Raw genomic sequence first — 19,699 nt, forward strand, 5'->3', positions numbered from 1 at the left:
ACGGTCTCTTAAAAGAAGAGGTGTTCGAGCGGCCCTGCCGGCAGCGACAGCTGCAGGAGACCGGCGAAGATGAGCCAGACGGCGAGACAGAGCGCGATGCCGACCGGAATGGTGATCCACAGCTTGCGACGGCCGAAGCCCGCAGCCGTGAAGGCGAAGAGCAGGCCCGTGGCGACCGAGAAGCCGACGGTGCGCAGGAAGAGCATCTGCAGGACGAGCCCCGCGACGATCCAGGCGACCGGCGGGATCTCCTGGCGTTCGCGCGCGGGGAATTCGCTGCGGAACGCGGCGACGGCCGTCCAGACGGCGAGGCCGAGGAGACACCAGGCGATGACGAAGGGAACGGTGGCCGGGCCGATCTTGGAGTAATTGGCCATGGCCGACAGGCGGGAGCTATCCCAGAAGATCAGGCCGGCGAGGCCGCCGAGGAAGACCGCAACGGCAAGCGCCGCCCTATCGGGGCGGCGCGAGGTTGCGCTTTGTGTGCGCGAAAGTTCGCTCATTGAACGAGACCGATTTCTTTAAGGATGGTTTCGGTGGCGGAGACGTCCTTGGCGAGCTGTTCCTTGAAGGCGTCGCCCGACAGATAGGTGTCCTGCCAGCCCTTGGTCTTCAGCGTTTCCTGCCAGGAGGCGGACTTCACCATCTTTTCGACGTCGGCGGTGACGGCGGCCTTCTGTTCGGCGGACAGGCCGGGGGCAGCGGCGACCATGCGCCAGTTCTGCACGACCACGTCGAGGCCGCTTTCCTTCAGCGTCGGGGCTTCGACGCCGGCGATCTTCTCGGCGCTGGAGACGGCGAGGAGGCGCAGCGTCCCGGACTTCACCTGCGATTCGAATTCGCCGTAGCCGGAGATGCCGGCCGTGACCTGGTTGCCGAGGATGGCTGCGAGGGCTTCGCCGCCGCCCGAGAACGCGATGTAGTTGATCTTGGTCGGATCGACGCCGGCTGCCTTGGCGATGAGGCCGACCGCGATATGGTCGGTGCCGCCAGCCGAGCCGCCGGCCCAGGACACGGAGCCCGGATCCTTCTTCAGCGCCTCGACGAGGTCGCCCATCGTCTTCAGCGGCGATTCGGCGGGAACGACGATCGCTTCGTATTCGCCGGTCAGGCGGGCGATCGGCTCGACTTCGCTCAGCGAAACCGGCGACTTGTTGGTCAGGATGGCGCCGACCATGACGTAGCCGCCGACGAGCAGCGCATTGGGGTTGCCGGCCGACTGGCTGGCGAACTGGGCGAGACCGATGGTGCCGCCGGCGCCGGGTACGTTCTGTACCTGCACGTTGCCGGAAATCTTTTCCTGCTGCAGGGCGGTCTGCATGGAGCGCGCCGTCTGGTCCCAGCCACCGCCGGGGTTGGCCGGCGCGATGATGGTGTAGTCGGCAGCGGCCACTGGGAGCGCCATGGCACCGGCGATCAGAGATGCGATGAGAAACTGTTTCAAGGTGACGTCCTCCGTCAGCGCGTTTGCGCGCTTTGCTTCGATTCTTGACGCGAGGAGCATTGGCAACAGGCGCGCGGGAGATCCGGAGATCTTCGCTCGGGCCGTTTTGGGTGAGACACTCCTCCGCACCGCTTCGTCACCGCCTCCACGGCTGACGAACACCACTAAGCCACCATAGTAAGCTGACATCAACCTGACATCCATGCATCTCGTGCATAACGCAGGGGAGAACCCGCCAGAATTCGCGGGGCTTCGGTGTCTCTCCGGGCACCGCGGTTCAGGGAAGACCGAGCACGTCCCTCCAGCGGGCGATGAGCCGGGCGCGCTTCACCTGGTCGAGATAGACCATCAGGCCGGGGCTGACGGGAACGGGGCGCAGCTGCGCACCCAGAATGTCCTGCAGCGTGCTGGCCGTGTTGTCGCCGGCCACGTCGGGATTGACGGCGGCGATATGCAGCTCGCGCGCCATGATCGACTGGCCCTCGGCGGACATGAAGAATTCCAGGTAGCGCCGCCCAAGATCCGGTGCGGCTGCTGCCTGGGGTACGAGGCCGATCCGGGAGATGACGACCGTGTAGTCGGTCGGCAGGATGATGCCGAGGTCGGGGTGATGGGCGGCCCAGTCGGCGGCGTAGGAGCCGACGATGTTGTAGCCGAGCAGGAACCGGCCATCGGCGACACGCTCCAGAATGTCGGAGCTCGTCGCATAGAGCTTGACCCCGGCCTCGCCCATGGCACGGATCACCGACCAGATATCGCCGAACTGTTCCTGATCGCGCGCCATGAACAGGAAGCCGACGCCGGAGCGTTCGATATCGTAGGTGCCGATGCGGCCCTCGGCTTTGACGCCCGCTTCGCGCAGAAAGCGCACGAACGCCGCGCGGGTCGAGGGCGGCTTGGCGCCGGCAAAGCTCGGCTTGTGGTAGACGAAGACGGCCGGCTCGAAGGTCAGGGCATAGGCGGTGTTGCGCCAGTTGGCCCAGGCCGGCCAGGCGCGGGTGAGGGGCAGGTCGCTCGGCTGGGCATAGCCGTCATTGGCGAGCTTTACCTGCAGGTCCATCGCCGAGGAAAAGGCGAAGTCGGCCGTTTTCTGCCCGGCATCCGTTTCCCGGACGATCCGGTCGTAGATCTCGCCGGTCAGCATGTTTTCATGGCGAACGGCGATGTCGGGATTGGCGGACTGGAACCCGTCGATCAGCGGCTGCGCCAGGGGATCGTCGAGCGAGGAATAGACGTTGAGCACCGGCGCATCCGCCCGGCCGGATCGTGCGGGGAAAAAATCGGGCGCGGCGGCGGCGGCGATCGGACCGGCGAGAGACAGGAAGAGGGCTGCGGCGAGACGAAACATCGCCGGAGTGTGCGCCAGCGGTGTCTTTCGCACAAGCGGTGGGGTGCCGGCTTCCTCTGCCATTCCCGTCCTCTGCAGGTCCAATGCTTTGGCCGAAATCGTTTTGTCCGTGCCGGGAGTTATTCTAGAGTCATCCGGGTCGAGGAGCCGCTGCGTTTTGAGAATTCTTCTGGTCGAAGACAACAGGGTCCTGTCGGAGGGGCTTGCCGCCATCCTGCGCAGCAGCGGCTATGCCGTGGACGTGGTGCGCGACGGCGCATCGGCCGATGCGGCGGCGGCGACCGAGCGGTTCGACCTCGTGATTCTCGACCTGACCCTGCCGGAGATGGACGGGCTCGACGTTCTGCGCTCCATGCGGGCGCGGCAGAACCGGTCGGCCGTGCTGATTCTCACCGCGCGGGGGAGCGCGGAGGAAAAGGTGCGCGGGCTCGATCTCGGGGCCGACGACTACATGATCAAGCCGTTCGACATCGGCGAGTTCGAGGCGCGCGTGCGCGTTCTCCTGCGGCGACAGGCGGGCTTGCGCTCCTCTATGGTCACCTTCGGTTCGGTTTCGCTGGACCTGACCTCGCGGACCTTTTCGTCGGACGGCGTGCCCATCGATATTCCGCTGCGCGAGACCGGGCTTCTGGAGATCCTGTTCATGCGGGCCGGCAAGGTGGTGGCGAAGGACGCCATCATGCAGTCGCTGACAGCTTTCGACGACGATCTCAGCCCCAATGCCATCGAGCAATATGTCAGCCGCCTGCGCAAGCGTCTCTCGCCTTACGGCTTGACGGTGCGGACGGCGCGCGGCATCGGCTATTATCTCGATAAGGCCGCCGCGCCGGCCGATCCTGCGCCGGACATGGCATGAACGGCGTCCGGGCCGCGCATTCGCTGCGCAGGCGGCTGCTGGCCTGGCTGCTGGCGGCCACCGCCATCATCGGCATCATCGCGCTCGGCGATACCTATCGGGAAGCCGTGAAGACGGCGAACAGCGTGTCCGACCGCGTGCTGGCGGGATCAGCACTCGCGATCGCCGACCGCGTCGTCGTTGCAGAAGACGGGACGCTCGAGGTCGACATGCCCTATGTCGCGCTGGAAATGCTGACCTCGGCTGCACAGGACCGGGTGTTCTACCGGGTCGACGGGCCGCCCGGTCATTTCATCACCGGCTACCGGAGCCTGCCGGGGATTGCGGAAATGCAGGGGCGGCAGGCGGTCTATCTCGATTCCGATTATCGCGGCGAGCCGATCCGCATCGCCGCGCTGGAACGCTCCGCCTCGACGGGGATCAATTCCGTGCCCTTTGTCGTGACGGTGGCGGAAACCACGGTGGCGCGCCAGCAGCTCGCCCGGGCGCTCCTGTTTCGCTCCGCACTGCGCCTGTTCCTGCTGATCTTCGGGGCTGCGGCGATCGTCTGGATCGCTGTCACCCTATCGCTCCGTCCGCTCTACCGGCTGGGCGACGCCATTGCCGAGCGCAGCCCCGACGATCTTCGTCCGATCCGGCAATCCGTGCCGCGGGAGGTGGAAGGGCTGGTCGAGACGGTCAATTCTTTCATGGTGCGGCTGCAATCGGCGCTCGACGCCATGCGGCATTTTTCCGGCAATGCGGGCCATCAGCTGCGCACGCCGCTTGCCGTCGTGCGGACCCAGCTTGCGCTTGCCGCCCGGTCCGAAAAGCCCGAGGACATCAAGACCTTCATCGCCCGCAGCGACGAGGCCGTGGGTCACGCCGAGCGGATCCTGACGCAGTTGCTGCTTCTGGCAAAGATCGATGCGACGGGGTCGGGATCGTCCGTCGCTCCGGTGCCGATGGACCTGACGCTGGTCGCACGGGAGATCACGGCGGAATACGTGCCCCGCGCGGCGGATGCCGGGATCGACCTCGGCTTCGAAGGTGCGGGAACCGCGTTCATCGCCGCGGAGCCGCTGCTCATCGGCGAACTGCTGCGCAATCTCGTGGAGAACGCGCTTGCCTATGCCGGGCAGGGGGCCGAGGTGACGGTGAGGGTCGGACAGGAGCCGGGCCTCGTGCTGCTCGATGTCGAGGACAACGGGCCGGGGATTCCGCCGGAGAGAGTGTCCGCCGTGCGCCAGCGCTTTGCCCGCGGCGAGAGCGAGGCGCCGGGTCTCGGGCTCGGGCTGCCGATCGTCGAGGAGATCGCGGTTCGCTTCGAGGGACGTCTCTCGCTCGGGCCTGCTGTGATGGAGGAGCGCGCGACCGGCCGGGGACTGAGGGCGCGGGTCGCGTTTCCCGCTGTCACCAAAGAGGCCTGACGATCGTCCGCATCGCCCTCATTCGCCCCTGTCATTTGTCACTACCATTCGCTCGCGTGGTCATCCGATCAGCGGATTTCATTGGTCACGCCCAGCCAATCGCTGCAATGTCCGGGGCCATCTTCCGGGTCTCGGCCGCAAGCCGTGCGTGGGGGACGTGCTTTGATCCGGGAGCCTGCCATGCGTGTTACATCCGACCTTACCCGCCATCTCCGGGATCCGCGGATCCTGGCCGAGACGGAGGTCACGGGGGCGGCGTTCGACGTCCGCAATCCCTCCTCCGGCGTTCTGCTCGCGACCCTGCCGGACATGGGCGTGCCGGAAACGCGTGCGGCGATCGAGCGGGCGGCGCTGGTGCAGCCGGCCTGGGCCGGGCTTCCCGCCAAGGACCGCAGCCAGCTCATGCGCCGCTGGCACGATCTCGTTCTCGCCCATATCGACGATCTCGCCGCCATCCTGACCGCCGAAATGGGCAAGCCGCTGGGCGAGGCGCGTTCGGAGGTGCAGCATGCCGCAGCCTATATCGAATGGTATGCCGAGGAAGCCAAGCGCGTCTATGGCGAGACGTTTCCGGCTCCTTCCACGGACCGGCGGATGTTCGTGATCAAGCAGCCGGTCGGCATCGTCGGCACGATCACGCCGTGGAATTTTCCGGCCTCCATGGTGGCGCGAAAAGTGGCGCCGGCGCTGGCCGTGGGATGTCCCGTCATCCTGAAGCCGGCCGAACAGACACCGCTGGTGGCCGTCGCGCTACATCGGCTGGCGCTCGATGCCGGCTTTCCCGACGGCGTCTTCCAGCTCGTCCTTTCCAGCGAGGGGCAGGCGGTGGGCTACGAGCTCTGCACGCATCCGAAGGTGCGCAAGATCAGCTTCACCGGCTCGACCGAGGTCGGGCGTCTCTTGATGCGACAGTGCGCCGACCAGATCAAGAAGGTGAGCCTGGAACTGGGCGGAAGCGCGCCGTTCATCGTCTTCGACGATGCGGATATCGATGCCGCGGTCGATGGCGCCGTGCAGGCGAAGTTCCGCAATGCCGGGCAGACCTGCACCTCGGCCAACCGGATCTACGTGCAGTCCGGCGTCTACGACATCTTTGCCGAAAAGCTTGCGGCGCATGTCGCCGGTCTCAAGGTGGGGGATGGTTTCGAGCCCTCGGTGTCGGTCGGTCCGCTGATCGACGAGGCGGCGCTGCGCAAGGTGGGGCATCATGTCGAAGATGCGGTTCTGCGGGGCGCGCAGGTGCTCTGCGGCGGCGGGCGGGTCGGCGAGACCGGCACCTTCTTTGCGCCGACGGTGCTGACCCATGTGGATCACGACATGCTGGTCGCCTGCGACGAGACCTTCGGTCCTGTCGCGCCGGTCATCCGGTTCGAGACCGTCGAGGACGTGATCCATCAGGCGAACGATACGATCTACGGCCTTGCAGCCTATTTCTATGCCACCGAGCTGCGCAAGGTGTGGCGTGTGGCCGAGGCGCTGGAATACGGCATGATTGGCATCAATACCGGCCGCATGTCGTCCGAAGCGGCGCCCTTTGGCGGGCTGAAACAGTCGGGGATCGGACGCGAGGGGTCGCGGCACGGCATGGAGGATTACCTCGACATGAAATATCTCTGCATGGGCAATATCTGAAGCGCCTGCGAGGCGCACACTGTCGGGCAGATGGAGACGACGATGACGTATCTCGACCGAGACCGGGCGGCACGGCTCATGGCTGCGGCCGGCCTTGACGCCCTTCTTCTCTTCACGCCGGAAGGCTTTGCCTATGCGACGGGTGCGAGCCCCGGCGTCGGCACGATGTGGCGCCGGGCCGGGGCCGTCGCGGCCCTCGTTCCTGCAGATCCGGGCCTGCCCATCGGTGCCGTCGTCAGCGATCTGTTCGAGGAGAGTTTTCGCGCGTCTAGCGATGTTACCGATATCCGTGTCCATCCGCTCTGGGTCGAGACGGCGGATATCCGGTCGCAGGACGCGTCGCAACCCGTGCCCGATCTCATCGCGGCCGCGTGGGCGGGTGCCGGTCGCGTGGCCGGGTTCGCACGGCCGGAGACCTTCGATGCCGCCCTCGGATTTCGCCTGGCCGGCGATCTGCTGGCTGCGCGGAAACTCGGCAGCGCGCGCGTCGGGGTGGAGCTCGACAGCCTTTCGGTTTCGGATTTCGCCGCATTGTCGGTGGCACTGCTTGGTTGCCGGCTGGTCGATGGGAGCGACGTGCTTCGCCGGCTGAAGATGGTGAAGTCGGCGCCGGAGATCGCGCATCTGCGAACCGCCGTCACGCTGGCCGAGATCGGGATCGGCGCACTGGCGGCCGCGATCGCGCCCGGGCAGACGCGCGACGGGCTTGCGCAGGTCTGGACGTCGGCGGTGCAGGCGGCGGCGCGGGAGCAGGATATCCGCAACCTGACCGGCCAGTGGGAATATGTCTCCGTCGGCGCCTATCCCTGGTCGCGCGGCGGCGTGGTGGAGCCGGGATCGCTGATCAAGGTCGATGTGGGTTGCCTGATTGGTGGCTACACGTCGGATACCGGGCGGACCTTCGTCTGCGGCTCTCCCACGCCATTGCAGAGCCGCCTCTTCGACGCCCTGTCGCAGGCTTACGAGGCCGGCCTCTCGCTGATCCGGCCCGGCATCGAGATGCGGGCGGTGCACGAGGCGGCGACCGTGGCGATGGCGAAGGCCGGCTTTCCGGGGTTCAGCCGCGGCCATTTCGGCCATGGTCTCGGCGCCGGCCTCGGCAGCGAGGAATGGCCGTTCTTCTCGGCGACAAGCAGCGTCGTGCTGGAGCCGGGGATGGTCGTCGCTTTCGAAACGCCATGGTATATCGATGGCGTCGGCGGCATGATCATCGAGAACCAGCTGCTGATCACACCCGATGGGCACGAGGTGATGAATAGCCTGCCATCGGGATTGGTGTCCGTCTGACCGCTCCTTGCATAGCCGGCTCTACAGTTTGTCGCTGAGGCGCTTGATGGCCTGCAGATCCGCGCGGAAACGCTCGATCTCCTCGCGCTTGCGTCCCTCGTCGGGAATCCGCAGGAGATAGGAGGGGTGGACCGTGGTGTAGAGCGTGCGTCCGTCATCGAGATCGACCGCGCGGCTGCGGTAGTCGCCGAGGCGCTCGGCATGGTTTATGACCGAGGTCAGGGCCGTTGCGCCCATGGCGACCACCAGTTTTGGCTGGATCAGGTCGAGCTCCAGCTTGAGCCACCAGCGGCAGGCGCGCATTTCGCCCATATTCGGTTTCTGATGGATGCGGCGCTTGCCGCGCAGCTCGTATTTGAAATGCTTCACCGCATTGGTGACATAGGCTGTGCTGCGATGAAGATCGACCTCGCCGGCGATCGTGTCGAACATCTTGCCGGCGGGGCCGATGAAGGGCCGGCCGGCAAGATCCTCCTGATCGCCCGGCTGCTCGCCGACGAACATCAGTTTCGCGTTGCCTGGACCTTCGCCGAACACGGTCTGCGTCGCCTTGCAGGCGAGCGCGCAGCGGGTGCAGTCGCGCGCTTCCGCCCGTGCGGCCTCCAGCGTGCCGGGACGGGCGGTGTTTTCCTCGGTCTTCGGCATGGCGGCCTCGCGCACCTTGGCGTGGAAGGCCGGCGGGTCCCTCATCGCCTGCTCGGCCATGGCCCGCACCTTCTCTTCCGCGCCGGCGATCAGGCCGGGGATGAGGTCAGCTTCCGGCAGATTCTTCCAGTATTTCTTCGGCATTTCCGACTGCATCGCCTTCACCTTCAGCCGCGCCGGGTTGAAGATATTGCTGTAATAGGTGCGCCACAGCGTGTCCGCGTCATCGGTGAGCTTGGGATCCTCGGCCGGTTCGGACGTCACCGTCAGCGTGGTCCCATCCCAGGCGGCCGAGCCTTTCGGCGTGGCGATAATCCAGTCCATGTCGGTGAAGCGGCGCTGGAAGAACGGTGCCGCGCGTGCGACGATGAAATGATCCGGCTCGAACCAGGCGAAAAAACGCCGGCGGCCGGTGGGGATGCCGCTTGCCTCCAGAGGGGCGGGACGGGCGATCACCTCCATGATGTCCGTCGTCGGTGTGCCTGTGGCGGAGGTCTCGGCGCCGATCTCCTTGAAGCGCACGAAGGCCTTCATCTTGTGGCTGTCGCGACGAACGGATTTTTCCATGGCATTGAGCCGGACGACATCGGCGTCGGAAACGATGTCGAGCAGGTTGCGCTCGGCCTGCAGGCGCCAGAGGGTGCGATAGAGAAGACCGAAACGGCCGGGATCGGCGTGGCAGATCACGGTTTCGGCCAGCGTCAGGAAGGCGCGGGGAACGGTGATATCAGGACGTGCGGCCGCCGGCTGTCCGCCTGCGTTCGGCAGCACCTGGGGCGGATCGGCAAAAAGGTCGGTGGCGCCCTGCTTTTCCCGCCAGTCCACGGCGGCCGGCGGCGTTCCCGCCTTCAGAAGCCGGCGTGCGGCCTCCCGCCATTCGCCGAAATCGCCCTTCCCGTCGAGCGTGACCGTTTGCCTCTCAAGGTCGACCGGCGACATCAGAGCAGGACCAGCTGTTCCGGTTTCGGCGCAAACATCGTGCGCAGGTCCGGCCGGTCGATGAGGCGCGACGGCGTCCAGCCTTCGGCCACGATGAAGGCCTGCACCTTTTTCAGCGACACCTTGAGGCGGGCGAGATCTTCCAGCCGCAGGGTGCGGTACCGTCGGGCGGTGAGGATGGCGCGGACGATCTTCGTGCCGAAACCGGGCACACGCAGAAGCATCTCGCGGTCGGCCTTGTTGATGTCGACCGGAAAACGCTGCCGGTTGGCAAGCGCCCAGGCGAGCTTCGGATCCAGGTCGAGATCGAGCATGCCATCCGGCTGGTCGCGCGTGATCTCCTCGATGCCGAAGCCGTAAAAGCGGTAGAGCCAGTCGGCCTGGTAAAGACGGTGCTCGCGCATCAAAGGCGGCTTGACGAGAGGCAGGTTGCGCGAGGCATCCGGAATGGGGCTGAAGGCGGAGTAGTAAACACGGCGCAGCCCGTAGCTTCCGTAAAGCCGGGCGCTGGTGCCGAGGATGACGCTGTCGTTGGCCTGGTCGGCGCCGACGATCATCTGCGTGCTCTGGCCGGCGGGCGCAAAGCGCCGTACCCGCTTGGTCTGCAGGGTCGGGTCGCGCATTTCCTCGATCTTCAGGCGAAGATCGCCCATCGACTTGCGAATGCCGGCCGGCCGCTTTTCCGGCGCATAGCGCGTCAGGCCGGCATCGGTCGGCAGCTCGATGTTGATCGACAGGCGGTCCGCATAGAGCCCCGCCTCTTCGATCAGCGCGGGGGACGCCTCGGGGATCGACTTCAGGTGGATGTAGCCGCGGAAATTATGCGTGACGCGCAGCTCGCGCGCGATGCGCACCATTTCTTCCATCGTATGGTCGGACGAGCGGATGATGCCGGACGACAGGAACAGGCCTTCGATATAGTTGCGCCGATAGAATTCGAGCGTCAGCCAGACGACTTCCTCGACCGAAAAGCGTGCGCGCTCGACATTGCTCGACGACCTGTTGATGCAATAGGCGCAATCGTAGATGCAGAAATTCGTCATCAGGATCTTGAGCAGCGAAATGCATCGTCCGTCGGGCGCATAGGCATGGCAGATGCCCGATCCCTCCGTTGAGCCGAGGCCGCCGCTGGCCGACGAGTTGCGTTTCGTCGTTCCGCTGGAGGCGCAGGACGCATCGTATTTGGCGGCATCCGAGAGAATGGCCAAACGCTCTTTCAGCGACTTTTTCATGATGTTCTACATATGTTCTTTTGGCCTCCGCGTCAATGTTGTGTGCGTGAGCGGTTTCGTTTTTCGACGTCGACCGTCTGCCGAAGCGAGGGGGCGGGTCGGACAGGATACGGATGTTTTTGGGGAACGATCGGAGACGCGTCTCGTTAACGGAGCGAACCCGTCGCGACATTCGCCTCCAAGATCCCCCGGGATGCTCGGATGCAAAGATCAAAAGACAGCAAGGAGTAGGCTCATGCCTTCCATCAAGGACTCCAAAATCCTCATTCTCGCAACGGACGGCTACGAGCGGTCCGAGCTGCGCGTGCCGTATGACGACTTGCAGAAGCGGGGTGCGACCGTGAAGATCGCGTCGATCGGCAAGACCAGCATCAAGAGCTGGGACGAGAAGGACTGGGGCGACAGCATCGACGTCGATCTGGAGGCCAAGGACGTCAGGATCGAGGATTTCGATGCGCTCGTTCTGCCGGGCGGCCAGATCAATCCCGACAAGCTGCGCGTCGAGGATGAAGCGCTCCGGATCGTTCGCGAATTCGTTTCCTCCGGCAAGGTCGTGGCTGCCATCTGCCATGCGCCGTGGCTGCTGGTCGAGGCCGGTGCGGTCAAGGGCCGGAAGGTGACATCCTTCAAGTCGATCAAGACGGATGTCGTCAATGCCGGCGGCCTCTGGTCGGACGAGGCCGTGGTGACCGACAAGGGCATCATCACCTCCCGCAACCCCGACGATCTCAATGCTTTCGTGGCGAAGATCGTCGAGGAAGTGGAAGAAGGCCGTCACGACCGCAAGGCGGCCTGAGACCTATTGTTCTTCCAGACATATCGGCCGGCTCCGTCAAAAGACGGGGCCGGTTTTGCGATGCCTGTCTGCGGGCTTGCTGCCGAGGAGCGAAACGCCTGTTGCATGAGACTTGCGAAGATGGGATGGGACAGGCACAACATGGCATGATGTCCCTGTCCGATCGCCATCCCGTCCGCCTTCGTCGCTCGGTGCTCTGCGTGCCCACCGACAATGCGCGTGCGCTTTCGAAGGTGGCGAGCCTCTCGCCCGATGCGGTGATCTACGATCTGGAGGATGCCGTGCTGCCGGAGCGCAAAGCCGATGCGCGCGAAGCGCTGGTGCGTCATCTGGCTGAGGCCGCACCAGGCATCGAGCGGATCGTGCGGATCAACAGCCTTGCCTCCGGTTTCGGGGAGGCGGATCTCGAAGCGCTGTCCGGCTGCCGGTTCGATGCGGTGCTGGTGCCCAAGGTGGAAGGACCACGCGACATTCTCGACATTGCCGAAGGCATGGACGAGGGCGACGGTCTGGAGGACCTGCGGCTCTGGGCGATGATCGAGACGCCGCGGGGCGTTCTCAATGTGGCGGCGATCGCCGAGACCGGGCGCACGCGCGGCGGGCGGCTCGACTGCCTCATTCCCGGGCTTAACGATCTGCGCAAGGAAACCGGCGTTGCGGCTCTTGCCGGGCGCACCTATCTCGTGCCCTGGCTCATGCAGATCCTTCTTGCCGGGCGCGGCAGCGGGCTCGACGTTCTCGATGCCGTCTTCAACGATATCGGCGATGCCGAGGGTTTCGCGCGGGAATGCGCCGCCGGCCGGGAGATGGGGTTCGACGGCAAGATGCTGATCCATCCGCAGCAGATCGCACCGGCCAATGCCGCCTTCGGCCCCACGGTGCAGGATGAGGCGGAGGCGCTGGAGATCGTTGCGGCCTTCGCGCATGCCGACAATGCGGGCAGGTCGGTCATCGTCCATAAGGGAAAAATGGTCGAGGCCCTGCATCGCGACCAGGCGATCGCCTGTCTTGCAAAGGTCGAGGCCATCCGGCACAAAGGAACACAGCCATGAAACTCTACCGCTTTCTCACCGGGCCCGACGATGCGAGCTTCTGCCACAAGGTGACCGCCGCCCTGAACAAGGGCTGGCATCTCCATGGCTCGCCGACCTACACCTTCAATGCCGATGCGCAGGTCATGCAGTGCGGACAGGCGGTGGTGAAGGATGTCGAGGGCAAGGATTACGTACCGGATATGAAACTGTCCGAGCAGTAGCCGGAAGCCACGTCCCATACGCATGCGGCATGCGGCGGGCTTCTACCCGCCGACATGCTCCACGCTCGCCTCGATACGCTCCATGTCGTCGTCCGACAGGCCGAAGTGATGGCCGATCTCGTGGATCAGCACATGGGTGATGATGTCGCCCAGCGTTTCGTCGTTCTCGGCCCAGTAATCGAGGATCGGCCGGCGGTAGAGCGTGATCCGGTTCGGCATCGTGCCGGTTTCCATGGTGAACCGCTCGCCGATGCCGCGGCCTTCGAACAGGCCCAGAAGATCGAACGGCGTTTCCAGCGCCATGTCTTCGAACACGTCGTCATCCGGAAAATCCTCGATCTCGATGATGAGATCGGTGGCCAGCCGGCGGAATTCCTCGGGGAGATGCCCATAGGCCTCCAGCGTCAGGGATTCGAACGTGCTGATGGTCGGCGCATGGCGTTCCCGCCAATCGTCGCTCTGGTCAATCCGGGCCATGGACACTCCTTGTTCCTTGTATATAGCCATTTCCCGGGTCATTTCGAGAAGCAATTCGCAATGTAAGGCGATTGTGCAGAAACTGCGGAATCTTTTCCCAACTGCGTTGACTCTTTTTTGAAGCTCTGGAATCAATAAGAACATAGCAAGAACGAATAGGAGCTGACTGCCATGGCTGTAAACGCTGTGCCGCGGGAGACGGTGCTCGCCCTGCGCGATGCCATTGCCCGGCTGGAACGAGACAGGCCATCCGGTTCCTGTCGTCCCACCCTGGAGACGGAGGGCGAATGCGCGGGATTTTCGGCGTCCGGCCGTCCTGTGACACGTCCGGCGGATGTGCTGCCGCTCGGCGTTCCCGCGCTCGACCACGCCATGTCCGGCGGCCTGCCGCTCAAGGGGTTGAGCGAGATCCGCGTGGCGGAAACGCGTGATGCCGGCGCCGCCACGGGGTTTACGCTGGGGCTTGCCGCGCTCTGCCAGGCGCGGCGCAAGGCGCAGGGCGAGCTTGGGGCCATCCTCTGGATCTCCGAGACGATGGCCGGACAGGAGGCGGGCGAGCCCTATGGGGTCGGCCTGTCGCTTCTCGGCATCGATCTGCGTGCCATGCTGTTCTCCCGGCCCCGCAACCTGCAGCAGGCGCTGTGGATTGCCGAGGCGGCGCTGGGTTTCTCTGTGTTTTCCGCCGTCATTCTGGAGATCCGCGGCAATCCGGCGCGTCTCGGGCTGCAGGAGAGTCGGCGGCTGCAATTGCGCTCGGTCGGCAGCGGCGTTCCGATCCTTCTCCTGCGGCAGGCGGGCGAAGAGGAGGCAAGCAGCGCGCATGTGCGCCTTCTCGTGCGTCCCGCACCCACCGCACCTTTCCTGCTGCCCGACGGCACGATGCTCACGACCGGCATCGGGCATCCCGCCTTCCACGTCGTTGCCGAGAAGACGCGGGCCTTTTCCCCTGTCGATGCCTACCTTGAATGGAGTTCCCATGCGCGCCGGTTCTACCCTCTCGACCCCGTCGCCGTCCCTCTTCCGGCAAACGCAGCGGATCCTGTCCCTGTCCTTCCCGCATCTGTCGGCCGACCGGGTGGCGCGCCGGCGCTGGGGCGCGTCATGGCTTTCAAACGGGCGTCCTGATCACCCGCCGGTCGTATTTTCCGACAAGGTCGAGAATGCCATGCGGATCGTGGCGCTCGACGGGGTGGCCGATCGCCTGCGGCTGAAGCGGGGGCAGGGCGTGGCCGAGGCCCGCGCCATGCATCCGCAGCTCGATGTGCTGCCGGCCGATGCCGCGGCCGACCAGGCCTTTCTTTCCGCCCTGGCCGACTGGTGCGATCGCTATACGCCGCTGGTCGCCTATGCGGGGACCGACGGTCTGGCGCTCGACATCACCGGCTGCACGCATCTGCATGGCGGGGAAAAGGCATTGCTCGACGATGTCCTGTCGCGCCTTTTCCAGCTCGGCGTCGAGGCGCGGGGTGCGATCGCCGCCTCGCCCGGTCTCGCCTGGGCCCTGGCACGGTTTTCCGGTGCCGGCCTTTCCGGGGATTGCGTGATCGAGACGGGTGAGGAGGTCGCCGCACTCGGCCCCCTGCCGGTGACGGCGCTGCGGTTGCCGGCGACCTTGACGGACACGCTGATCCGGCTGGGGCTGACCCATGTCGCCGATCTCATGGAGGCACCCCGGGCCGCCCTTGCGCGCCGCTTCGGGCCGCTCGTCTTTCTCCGGCTCGACCAGGCGCTCGGGCATGACGATGAGCCGCTGTCGCCGCGCCGGCCGGTGGCCGAGCTTTCGGTGGAGCGCCGGCTGATCTCGCCGGTCTCGGGCGAAGACGATATTCTCGGGCTGGCGCTGCAGCTTGCCACCGGCCTCAAGACCACGCTGGAGGCGCGGGGAGAGGGCGGGCGCCAGTTCGAGCTCCTGCTCTTTCGCGTCGATGGCAAGGTGTTCCGGCTGCGCGCCGGCACGTCGTCCCCCTTGCGGGATCCGCAGCGCATCGCGGCGCTCTACCGGGAGCGGCTGGTAGCGGTGCATGACGATCTCGATGCCGGTTATGGTTTCGAGATCCTGCGGCTCTGCGTCCTGAAAGCCGAGCCGATCGCGTCCGTGCAGGACGATTTTTCCGGTCGGCCGGACCAGAGCCGGGCGCTTGCCGACTTTACCGATCGCGTCATCGCCCGTTTCGGGGAGGATGTGCTTTCCATCGCGATTCTCGCCGCAAGCCATATTCCCGAGCGGGCGGCAGGCCTGCAGCCGGCGGGCGATACCGTCTTCCCTGCCGGGAAAAGGCTGCAGGCGGAGGAATGGCCTGTTCAGCCAGTGCGGCCCCTGCGCCTTCTGACCCACCCCGAGCGGGTGGAGGTTCCTGCGGCCGATGTTCCCGACGGCGCGCCGGAGCGGTTCTTCTGGCGGCGCACCGCCTACCGGGTCGCCCGGGCGGAAGGGCCGGAGCGGATTGCCGCGGAATGGTGGATCGACGGCGAGGACGCGCCGACGCGCGACTATTTCCGCATCGAGGACGAGACGGGGCGTCGTTTCTGGATGTTTCGCAACGGTCTCTTCCAGCGCGAGCGGATGCATCCCGACTGGTTCATGCACGGCATTTTCGCATGACCGGCCGCGAACCCGGAAAAGGTCCGGCGGAGGCCGGCGGCGGGCGGGCCAAAGCCCCGCTGCCGACCTTCGTCGAACTGGGCGCCTGCACCAATTTCTCCTTCCTGCGCGGCGCCTCGGGCGCCAAGGAAATGGTGGTCACCGCCAAGCGCATAGGTCTCAAGGGGCTGGGCATCGCCGATCGCAACACGCTGTCGGGGGTCGTGCGGGTTCATGCCGAGGCGCGCGAGGAAAAGTTTCCTTTCCAGCCGGGCGCTCGCCTCGTCTTTGCCGATGGCACACCCGACATGCTGGTCTATCCGCGCAACCGGCAGGGATGGGCGCATCTCTGCCGCCTGCTGAGTGCCGGCAATCTGCGTGCCGACCACAAGGGCACCTGCACCCTCTTCCTCTCCGATCTTCTGACCTGGCAGGAACACCTGCAGGTGATCGTGATGACGGGCTGCACCCATGAAGGAGGGCATGAGCGCGCACAGGCCGACCTGCAGGATGTGGCGGCGAATGGACCTTCTGCAGAGCTATCCGATGCCGGCACGGCCTCTGGCCCTGACGGGACGAAGGTCCGCGACTGGAAGAGGCTCGGCGAGACCCTCCGGTCGCTGCAGCCTTTCCTGAAGAGCCGGCTCTTCCTCGGCATGACGCCGCGCTATGACGGGTTCGATGCGCCCAATTTCGCGGCTCTCGCAGCGCTGGCCGACAGCACGGGCATCCGTCTCATCGCCACGAACGACGTGCTCTACCATTCCCCCGACAGCCGCCCGCTGGCCGATGTCATGACGGCCATTCGCGAGCACGTGACGATCGCGGCGGCAGGCTTCCGGCTGCAGGCCAATGCCGAGCGCTTCCTCAAGGCGCCGGGCGAGATGGTCCGCATCTTCCGCCGCTACCCGCAAGCAGTCGCCCATACCGAACGCTTCTTCCGGACGCTCGATTTCACGCTCGACGAGCTGAAGCACAATTATCCCGACGAGGCGGGTCCGGGCGAGACGTCGGCTCAGACGCTCGAACGGCTGGTGCGCGAAGGGGCCGCGCGGCGATATCCGCACGGCGTGCCCGAGGCCGTGGAGACGAAGATCGCCTACGAGCTCGATCTGATCCATAAGAAGCAGTACGAGCCCTATTTTCTGACCGTCCACCGGCTGGTGGCCTTTGCGCGGTCGAAGGACATCCTTTGTCAGGGGCGGGGATCCGCGGCCAATTCCTCCGTCTGCTACTGCCTGCACGTGACGGAGGTCGATCCGGTCAAGTTCACCCTTCTCTTCGATCGCTTCCTGTCGATGGACCGCGACGAGCCGCCGGATATCGACATCGATTTCGAGCATGCCCGGCGCGAGGAGGTGATCCAGTTCATCTACGAGACCTATAGCAAGGAGCATGCCGGCATTGCCGCGGCAGCCATCAGCTATCGCGCGCGCTCGGCCGGGCGCGAGGTTGCCAAGGTGTTCGGTTTTTCCGAGGATGTGCAGACGGCGCTCGCCGCTTCCATCTGGGGCTGGTGGACGTCGTCGTTTACCGACGAGCAGGCAAAGGCCGCCGGGCTCGATCTCGCCGACCCGACCGTCATGCGCATGTTCACCTATGCCGGACGGCTGATGGACATGCCGCGGCATCTCTCGCAGCATGTCGGCGGCTTCGTCATCACCAAGGACCGGCTGGACGAGGTGGTGCCGATCATGCCGACGGCCATGCCCGGCCGCTACATGATCGAGTGGAACAAGGACGATCTGGATACGCTGAAGATCCTCAAGGTCGATGTGCTGGCGCTCGGCATGCTCACCTGCCTCGCCAAGGCGTTCCGGATGCTGGAGACCCATTACGGCAAGCAGATGCTGCTGTCGGAGGTCTACGACACCGAGCTCGACTACGGGAACGACGACAATCCGGTCTACGACATGATCTGTCGGGCCGATACGGTGGGCGTGTTCCAGATCGAGAGCCGGGCGCAGATGAGCATGCTGCCGCGGCTGAGACCGCGTGCGTTCTACGATCTCGTCATCGAGGTGGCGATCGTGCGGCCGGGGCCGATCCAGGGCGATATGGTGCATCCCTATCTCAAGCGCCGGGAGGCCCGGCTGCGGGGCGAGGCGATCCCTTATGAAAGCCTGGAGCTGAAGGCGGTGCTGGAGCGGACGCTGGGCGTGCCGCTGTTTCAGGAGCAGGCCATGCAGATCGCCATGACGGCCGCCCGCTTCTCGGCGGCCGAAGCCGACCAGCTGCGCCGCGCCATGGCCACCTTCCGGCGGTCCGGGCTGGTCGCGAATTTCGAGACCAAGATGATCGAGGGCATGGTCGCCAACGGCTACAGCCGCGATTTCGCCGTCCGCTGCTTCAACCAGATCAAGGGGTTCGGCGAATACGGCTTTCCCGAAAGCCATGCGGCCTCCTTCGCCCTGCTCGTCTATGCCTCCTGCTGGTTCAAAACCTTCTATCCCGATGTGTTCTGCGCGGCGCTGCTCAACGCCCAGCCCATGGGGTTCTACGCGCCGGCGCAGCTGGTGCGCGACGCCCGCGAGCACGGGGTGCAGGTGCGGGCCGTCGATATCAACCGCTCCGACTGGGAGACGATCCTGGAAGGCGGCGGGCGGGACGATGCGGACGGCGCGCGACGAAGCGCCTTCGACTGCCGGGCGATCGATCCCCGGCATCGCGAGATGCGCACCGTCATCCGCACGACCTATGCCGTCCGTCTCGGCTTCCGGCTGGTGAAGGGCCTGCGGGAGGACGACATGGCGCGGCTCGTGGCCGGCCGGGGTGCGGGCTATGTCTCGATCTACGATCTCTGGCTGCGATCCGGGCTGACGCGCAGCGTGCTGGAGCGGCTGGCGGATGCAGATGCCTTCGGTTCGATCGGGCTCGATCGTCGCCGGGCGCTCTGGGCGATCAAGGCGCTCGACGAGCGGGCACCGGCCGAACGCCTGCCGCTCTTTGCCGCGGCGGGGGAGGCGGACCTTCGGGCGGATCCGGCCATGCGCCTGCCGACCATGCCGGCCGGCGAGGAGGTGGTCAACGATTACCGGGCGCTGTCCCTGTCGCTGAAGGCGCATCCGGTCTCCTTCATGCGGGAGGCCTTCGCGCGGGACGGCGTGGTGGCGAGCCGCGGGCTGTCGGGCCTGCGTCCCGGGCGGCGCGTCACGGTGGCCGGCCTCGTTCTCGTGCGGCAGCGGCCGGGCTCCGCCAAGGGCGTGATTTTCATGACGCTGGAGGACGAAACGGGCGTTGCCAACATCATCGTCTGGAAGGCCGTTTTCGAGACGTTCCGTGCCGTCGTCATGGGGGCAAGGCTGGTCAAGGTTACCGGCCGCCTGCAAAGCCAGAACGGCGTCATCCATGTCGTTGCGGAGCGCCTCGAGGACATGACCGAGGCCCTGGGTCTCCTGAAAGGCGAGGCCCGGCGCTTTGCCGTCAACGAACGGGCGGACGAGGTGCTGCGTCCGACCGTGGATCAGCGGCAGAAGGGCAATGCGGCGGATCAGGCCCAGCGGGAGCGCGCGCGCCGCGAGGCGCGAATCAAGTCCGGCCTCATGGAGACGGCGCAGGTCCTGCCGAAGGGCCGGAATTTCCACTGAGGCCGGTTTTCGGCGGTGCGCCGGCCGCAGAAAATGCGCGTCCACATATTTATTTTAGACGGTGCGCATATCATTGTCCGCCTTGTCCGAGGGGGCTGAAGACTGCGTCCGAAGAGGCCCTGACTTTCGTGAGACGGCTCCCGTCGGCATGGTGGTGCAGATGTCACGCGATCGGCTGGCGGCCTTCGGGCGCGAAGACATGCGCAAGTGT

At 65.7% G+C, this 19,699-nt stretch carries 16 protein-coding genes; 10 read left to right on the forward strand and 6 right to left on the reverse strand.

The window, feature by feature from the left end:
• Window positions 1–8: 8 nt before the first annotated feature.
• The 3 genes from LRX75_RS04055 to LRX75_RS04065 all read right to left on the reverse strand — a co-directional run bounded on the left by LRX75_RS04055 (window position 9) and on the right by LRX75_RS04065 (window position 2,792).
• Window positions 9–503: a tripartite tricarboxylate transporter TctB family protein gene (locus LRX75_RS04055; RefSeq protein WP_231812153.1), complete on the reverse strand. Its 495-nt coding sequence runs from the start codon at window positions 501–503 to the stop codon at window positions 9–11.
• Window positions 500–1,444 carry a Bug family tripartite tricarboxylate transporter substrate binding protein gene (locus tag LRX75_RS04060; RefSeq protein ID WP_231812155.1) on the reverse strand — a complete coding sequence of 315 codons (945 nt, stop codon included), beginning with the start codon at window positions 1,442–1,444 and terminating at the stop codon, window positions 500–502. The genes LRX75_RS04055 and LRX75_RS04060 overlap by 4 nt, the downstream gene beginning before the upstream one ends.
• A 277-nt stretch (window positions 1,445–1,721) precedes the next feature.
• Window positions 1,722–2,792 (reverse strand): ABC transporter substrate-binding protein, encoded by a 1,071-nt coding sequence (locus LRX75_RS04065; RefSeq protein WP_231812461.1) that lies wholly within the window; start codon window positions 2,790–2,792, stop codon window positions 1,722–1,724.
• A 157-nt stretch (window positions 2,793–2,949) separates the two neighbouring features.
• Here LRX75_RS04065 and LRX75_RS04070 point away from each other — a divergent pair, with 157 nt between their 5' ends.
• From LRX75_RS04070 to LRX75_RS04085, 4 genes are all read left to right on the forward strand, one after another.
• Window positions 2,950–3,648 (forward strand): response regulator, encoded by a 699-nt coding sequence (locus LRX75_RS04070; protein ID WP_231812157.1) that lies wholly within the window; start codon window positions 2,950–2,952, stop codon window positions 3,646–3,648.
• Complete coding sequence (locus LRX75_RS04075; RefSeq protein ID WP_231812159.1) at window positions 3,645–5,057, forward strand: sensor histidine kinase; 1,413 nt, start codon at window positions 3,645–3,647, stop codon at window positions 5,055–5,057. The genes LRX75_RS04070 and LRX75_RS04075 overlap by 4 nt, the downstream gene beginning before the upstream one ends.
• Before the next feature lie 180 nt (window positions 5,058–5,237).
• Window positions 5,238–6,689 carry an NAD-dependent succinate-semialdehyde dehydrogenase gene (locus tag LRX75_RS04080; RefSeq protein WP_231812161.1) on the forward strand — a complete coding sequence of 484 codons (1,452 nt, stop codon included), beginning with the start codon at window positions 5,238–5,240 and terminating at the stop codon, window positions 6,687–6,689.
• Window positions 6,690–6,731: 42 nt separating this feature from the next.
• On the forward strand, window positions 6,732–7,976 hold the full coding sequence (locus LRX75_RS04085) for a M24 family metallopeptidase (protein WP_231812163.1): 1,245 nt from the start codon (window positions 6,732–6,734) through the stop codon (window positions 7,974–7,976).
• 21 nt (window positions 7,977–7,997) lie between these two features.
• On the opposite strand, the gene LRX75_RS04090 is transcribed toward LRX75_RS04085, so the two are convergent.
• On the reverse strand, window positions 7,998–9,560 hold the full coding sequence (locus LRX75_RS04090; RefSeq protein ID WP_231812164.1) for a UdgX family uracil-DNA binding protein: 1,563 nt from the start codon (window positions 9,558–9,560) through the stop codon (window positions 7,998–8,000).
• Window positions 9,560–10,792 carry a putative DNA modification/repair radical SAM protein gene (locus tag LRX75_RS04095; protein WP_231812166.1) on the reverse strand — a complete coding sequence of 411 codons (1,233 nt, stop codon included), beginning with the start codon at window positions 10,790–10,792 and terminating at the stop codon, window positions 9,560–9,562. Before LRX75_RS04095 ends, LRX75_RS04090 begins: the two co-directional genes overlap by 1 nt.
• 235 nt (window positions 10,793–11,027) lie before the next feature.
• Between LRX75_RS04095 and LRX75_RS04100 the strand changes: the two genes are divergently transcribed.
• From LRX75_RS04100 to LRX75_RS04110, 3 genes are all read left to right on the forward strand, one after another.
• Complete coding sequence (locus LRX75_RS04100; protein WP_231812168.1) at window positions 11,028–11,588, forward strand: type 1 glutamine amidotransferase domain-containing protein; 561 nt, start codon at window positions 11,028–11,030, stop codon at window positions 11,586–11,588.
• Between the two features lie 149 nt (window positions 11,589–11,737).
• Window positions 11,738–12,640, forward strand: a complete 903-nt coding sequence (locus LRX75_RS04105; protein ID WP_231812463.1) for an HpcH/HpaI aldolase/citrate lyase family protein — start codon at window positions 11,738–11,740, stop codon at window positions 12,638–12,640.
• Window positions 12,637–12,843: a DUF1737 domain-containing protein gene (locus LRX75_RS04110; protein WP_092931004.1), complete on the forward strand. Its 207-nt coding sequence runs from the start codon at window positions 12,637–12,639 to the stop codon at window positions 12,841–12,843. Before LRX75_RS04105 ends, LRX75_RS04110 begins: the two co-directional genes overlap by 4 nt.
• A 42-nt stretch (window positions 12,844–12,885) precedes the next feature.
• Here LRX75_RS04110 and LRX75_RS04115 read toward each other — a convergent pair whose 3' ends face one another.
• Window positions 12,886–13,320 carry a metallopeptidase family protein gene (locus tag LRX75_RS04115; RefSeq protein WP_231812170.1) on the reverse strand — a complete coding sequence of 145 codons (435 nt, stop codon included), beginning with the start codon at window positions 13,318–13,320 and terminating at the stop codon, window positions 12,886–12,888.
• 171 nt (window positions 13,321–13,491) lie between these two features.
• On the opposite strand from LRX75_RS04115, the gene LRX75_RS23385 reads away from it, so the two are divergent.
• The 3 genes from LRX75_RS23385 to LRX75_RS04125 are packed head-to-tail and all read left to right on the forward strand — an operon-like array spanning window position 13,492 to window position 19,488.
• Window positions 13,492–14,445 (forward strand): ImuA family protein, encoded by a 954-nt coding sequence (locus tag LRX75_RS23385; protein ID WP_420851143.1) that lies wholly within the window; start codon window positions 13,492–13,494, stop codon window positions 14,443–14,445.
• Complete coding sequence (locus LRX75_RS04120; protein WP_420851153.1) at window positions 14,396–15,922, forward strand: Y-family DNA polymerase; 1,527 nt, start codon at window positions 14,396–14,398, stop codon at window positions 15,920–15,922. Before LRX75_RS23385 ends, LRX75_RS04120 begins: the two co-directional genes overlap by 50 nt.
• Entirely contained in the window at window positions 15,919–19,488 is a 3,570-nt protein-coding gene (locus tag LRX75_RS04125) for an error-prone DNA polymerase (RefSeq protein ID WP_231812174.1), read from the forward strand. Before LRX75_RS04120 ends, LRX75_RS04125 begins: the two co-directional genes overlap by 4 nt.
• The last annotated feature ends 211 nt before the right edge of the window (window positions 19,489–19,699 follow it).

The organism is Rhizobium quercicola (assembly GCF_021168455.1).
Lineage (GTDB): Bacteria > Pseudomonadota > Alphaproteobacteria > Rhizobiales > Rhizobiaceae > Ferranicluibacter > Ferranicluibacter quercicola.

Bases quoted from the DNA above. Each gene is read 5' to 3' on its own strand.
- LRX75_RS04100 (WP_231812168.1), top strand. From the start codon at position 11,028: ATGCCTTCCATCAAGGACTCCAAAATCCTCATTCTCGCAACGGACGGC.
- LRX75_RS23385 (WP_420851143.1), top strand. From the start codon at position 13,492: ATGGCTGTAAACGCTGTGCCGCGGGAGACGGTGCTCGCCCTGCGCGAT.
- LRX75_RS04085 (WP_231812163.1), top strand. From the start codon at position 6,732: ATGACGTATCTCGACCGAGACCGGGCGGCACGGCTCATGGCTGCGGCC.
- LRX75_RS04075 (WP_231812159.1), top strand. From the start codon at position 3,645: ATGAACGGCGTCCGGGCCGCGCATTCGCTGCGCAGGCGGCTGCTGGCC.
- LRX75_RS04090 (WP_231812164.1), bottom strand. From the start codon at position 9,560: ATGTCGCCGGTCGACCTTGAGAGGCAAACGGTCACGCTCGACGGGAAG.
- LRX75_RS04080 (WP_231812161.1), top strand. From the start codon at position 5,238: ATGCGTGTTACATCCGACCTTACCCGCCATCTCCGGGATCCGCGGATC.
- LRX75_RS04110 (WP_092931004.1), top strand. From the start codon at position 12,637: ATGAAACTCTACCGCTTTCTCACCGGGCCCGACGATGCGAGCTTCTGC.
- LRX75_RS04055 (WP_231812153.1), bottom strand. From the start codon at position 503: ATGAGCGAACTTTCGCGCACACAAAGCGCAACCTCGCGCCGCCCCGAT.
- LRX75_RS04105 (WP_231812463.1), top strand. From the start codon at position 11,738: ATGTCCCTGTCCGATCGCCATCCCGTCCGCCTTCGTCGCTCGGTGCTC.
- LRX75_RS04115 (WP_231812170.1), bottom strand. From the start codon at position 13,320: ATGGCCCGGATTGACCAGAGCGACGATTGGCGGGAACGCCATGCGCCG.
- LRX75_RS04125 (WP_231812174.1), top strand. From the start codon at position 15,919: ATGACCGGCCGCGAACCCGGAAAAGGTCCGGCGGAGGCCGGCGGCGGG.
- LRX75_RS04095 (WP_231812166.1), bottom strand. From the start codon at position 10,792: ATGAAAAAGTCGCTGAAAGAGCGTTTGGCCATTCTCTCGGATGCCGCC.
- LRX75_RS04065 (WP_231812461.1), bottom strand. From the start codon at position 2,792: ATGTTTCGTCTCGCCGCAGCCCTCTTCCTGTCTCTCGCCGGTCCGATC.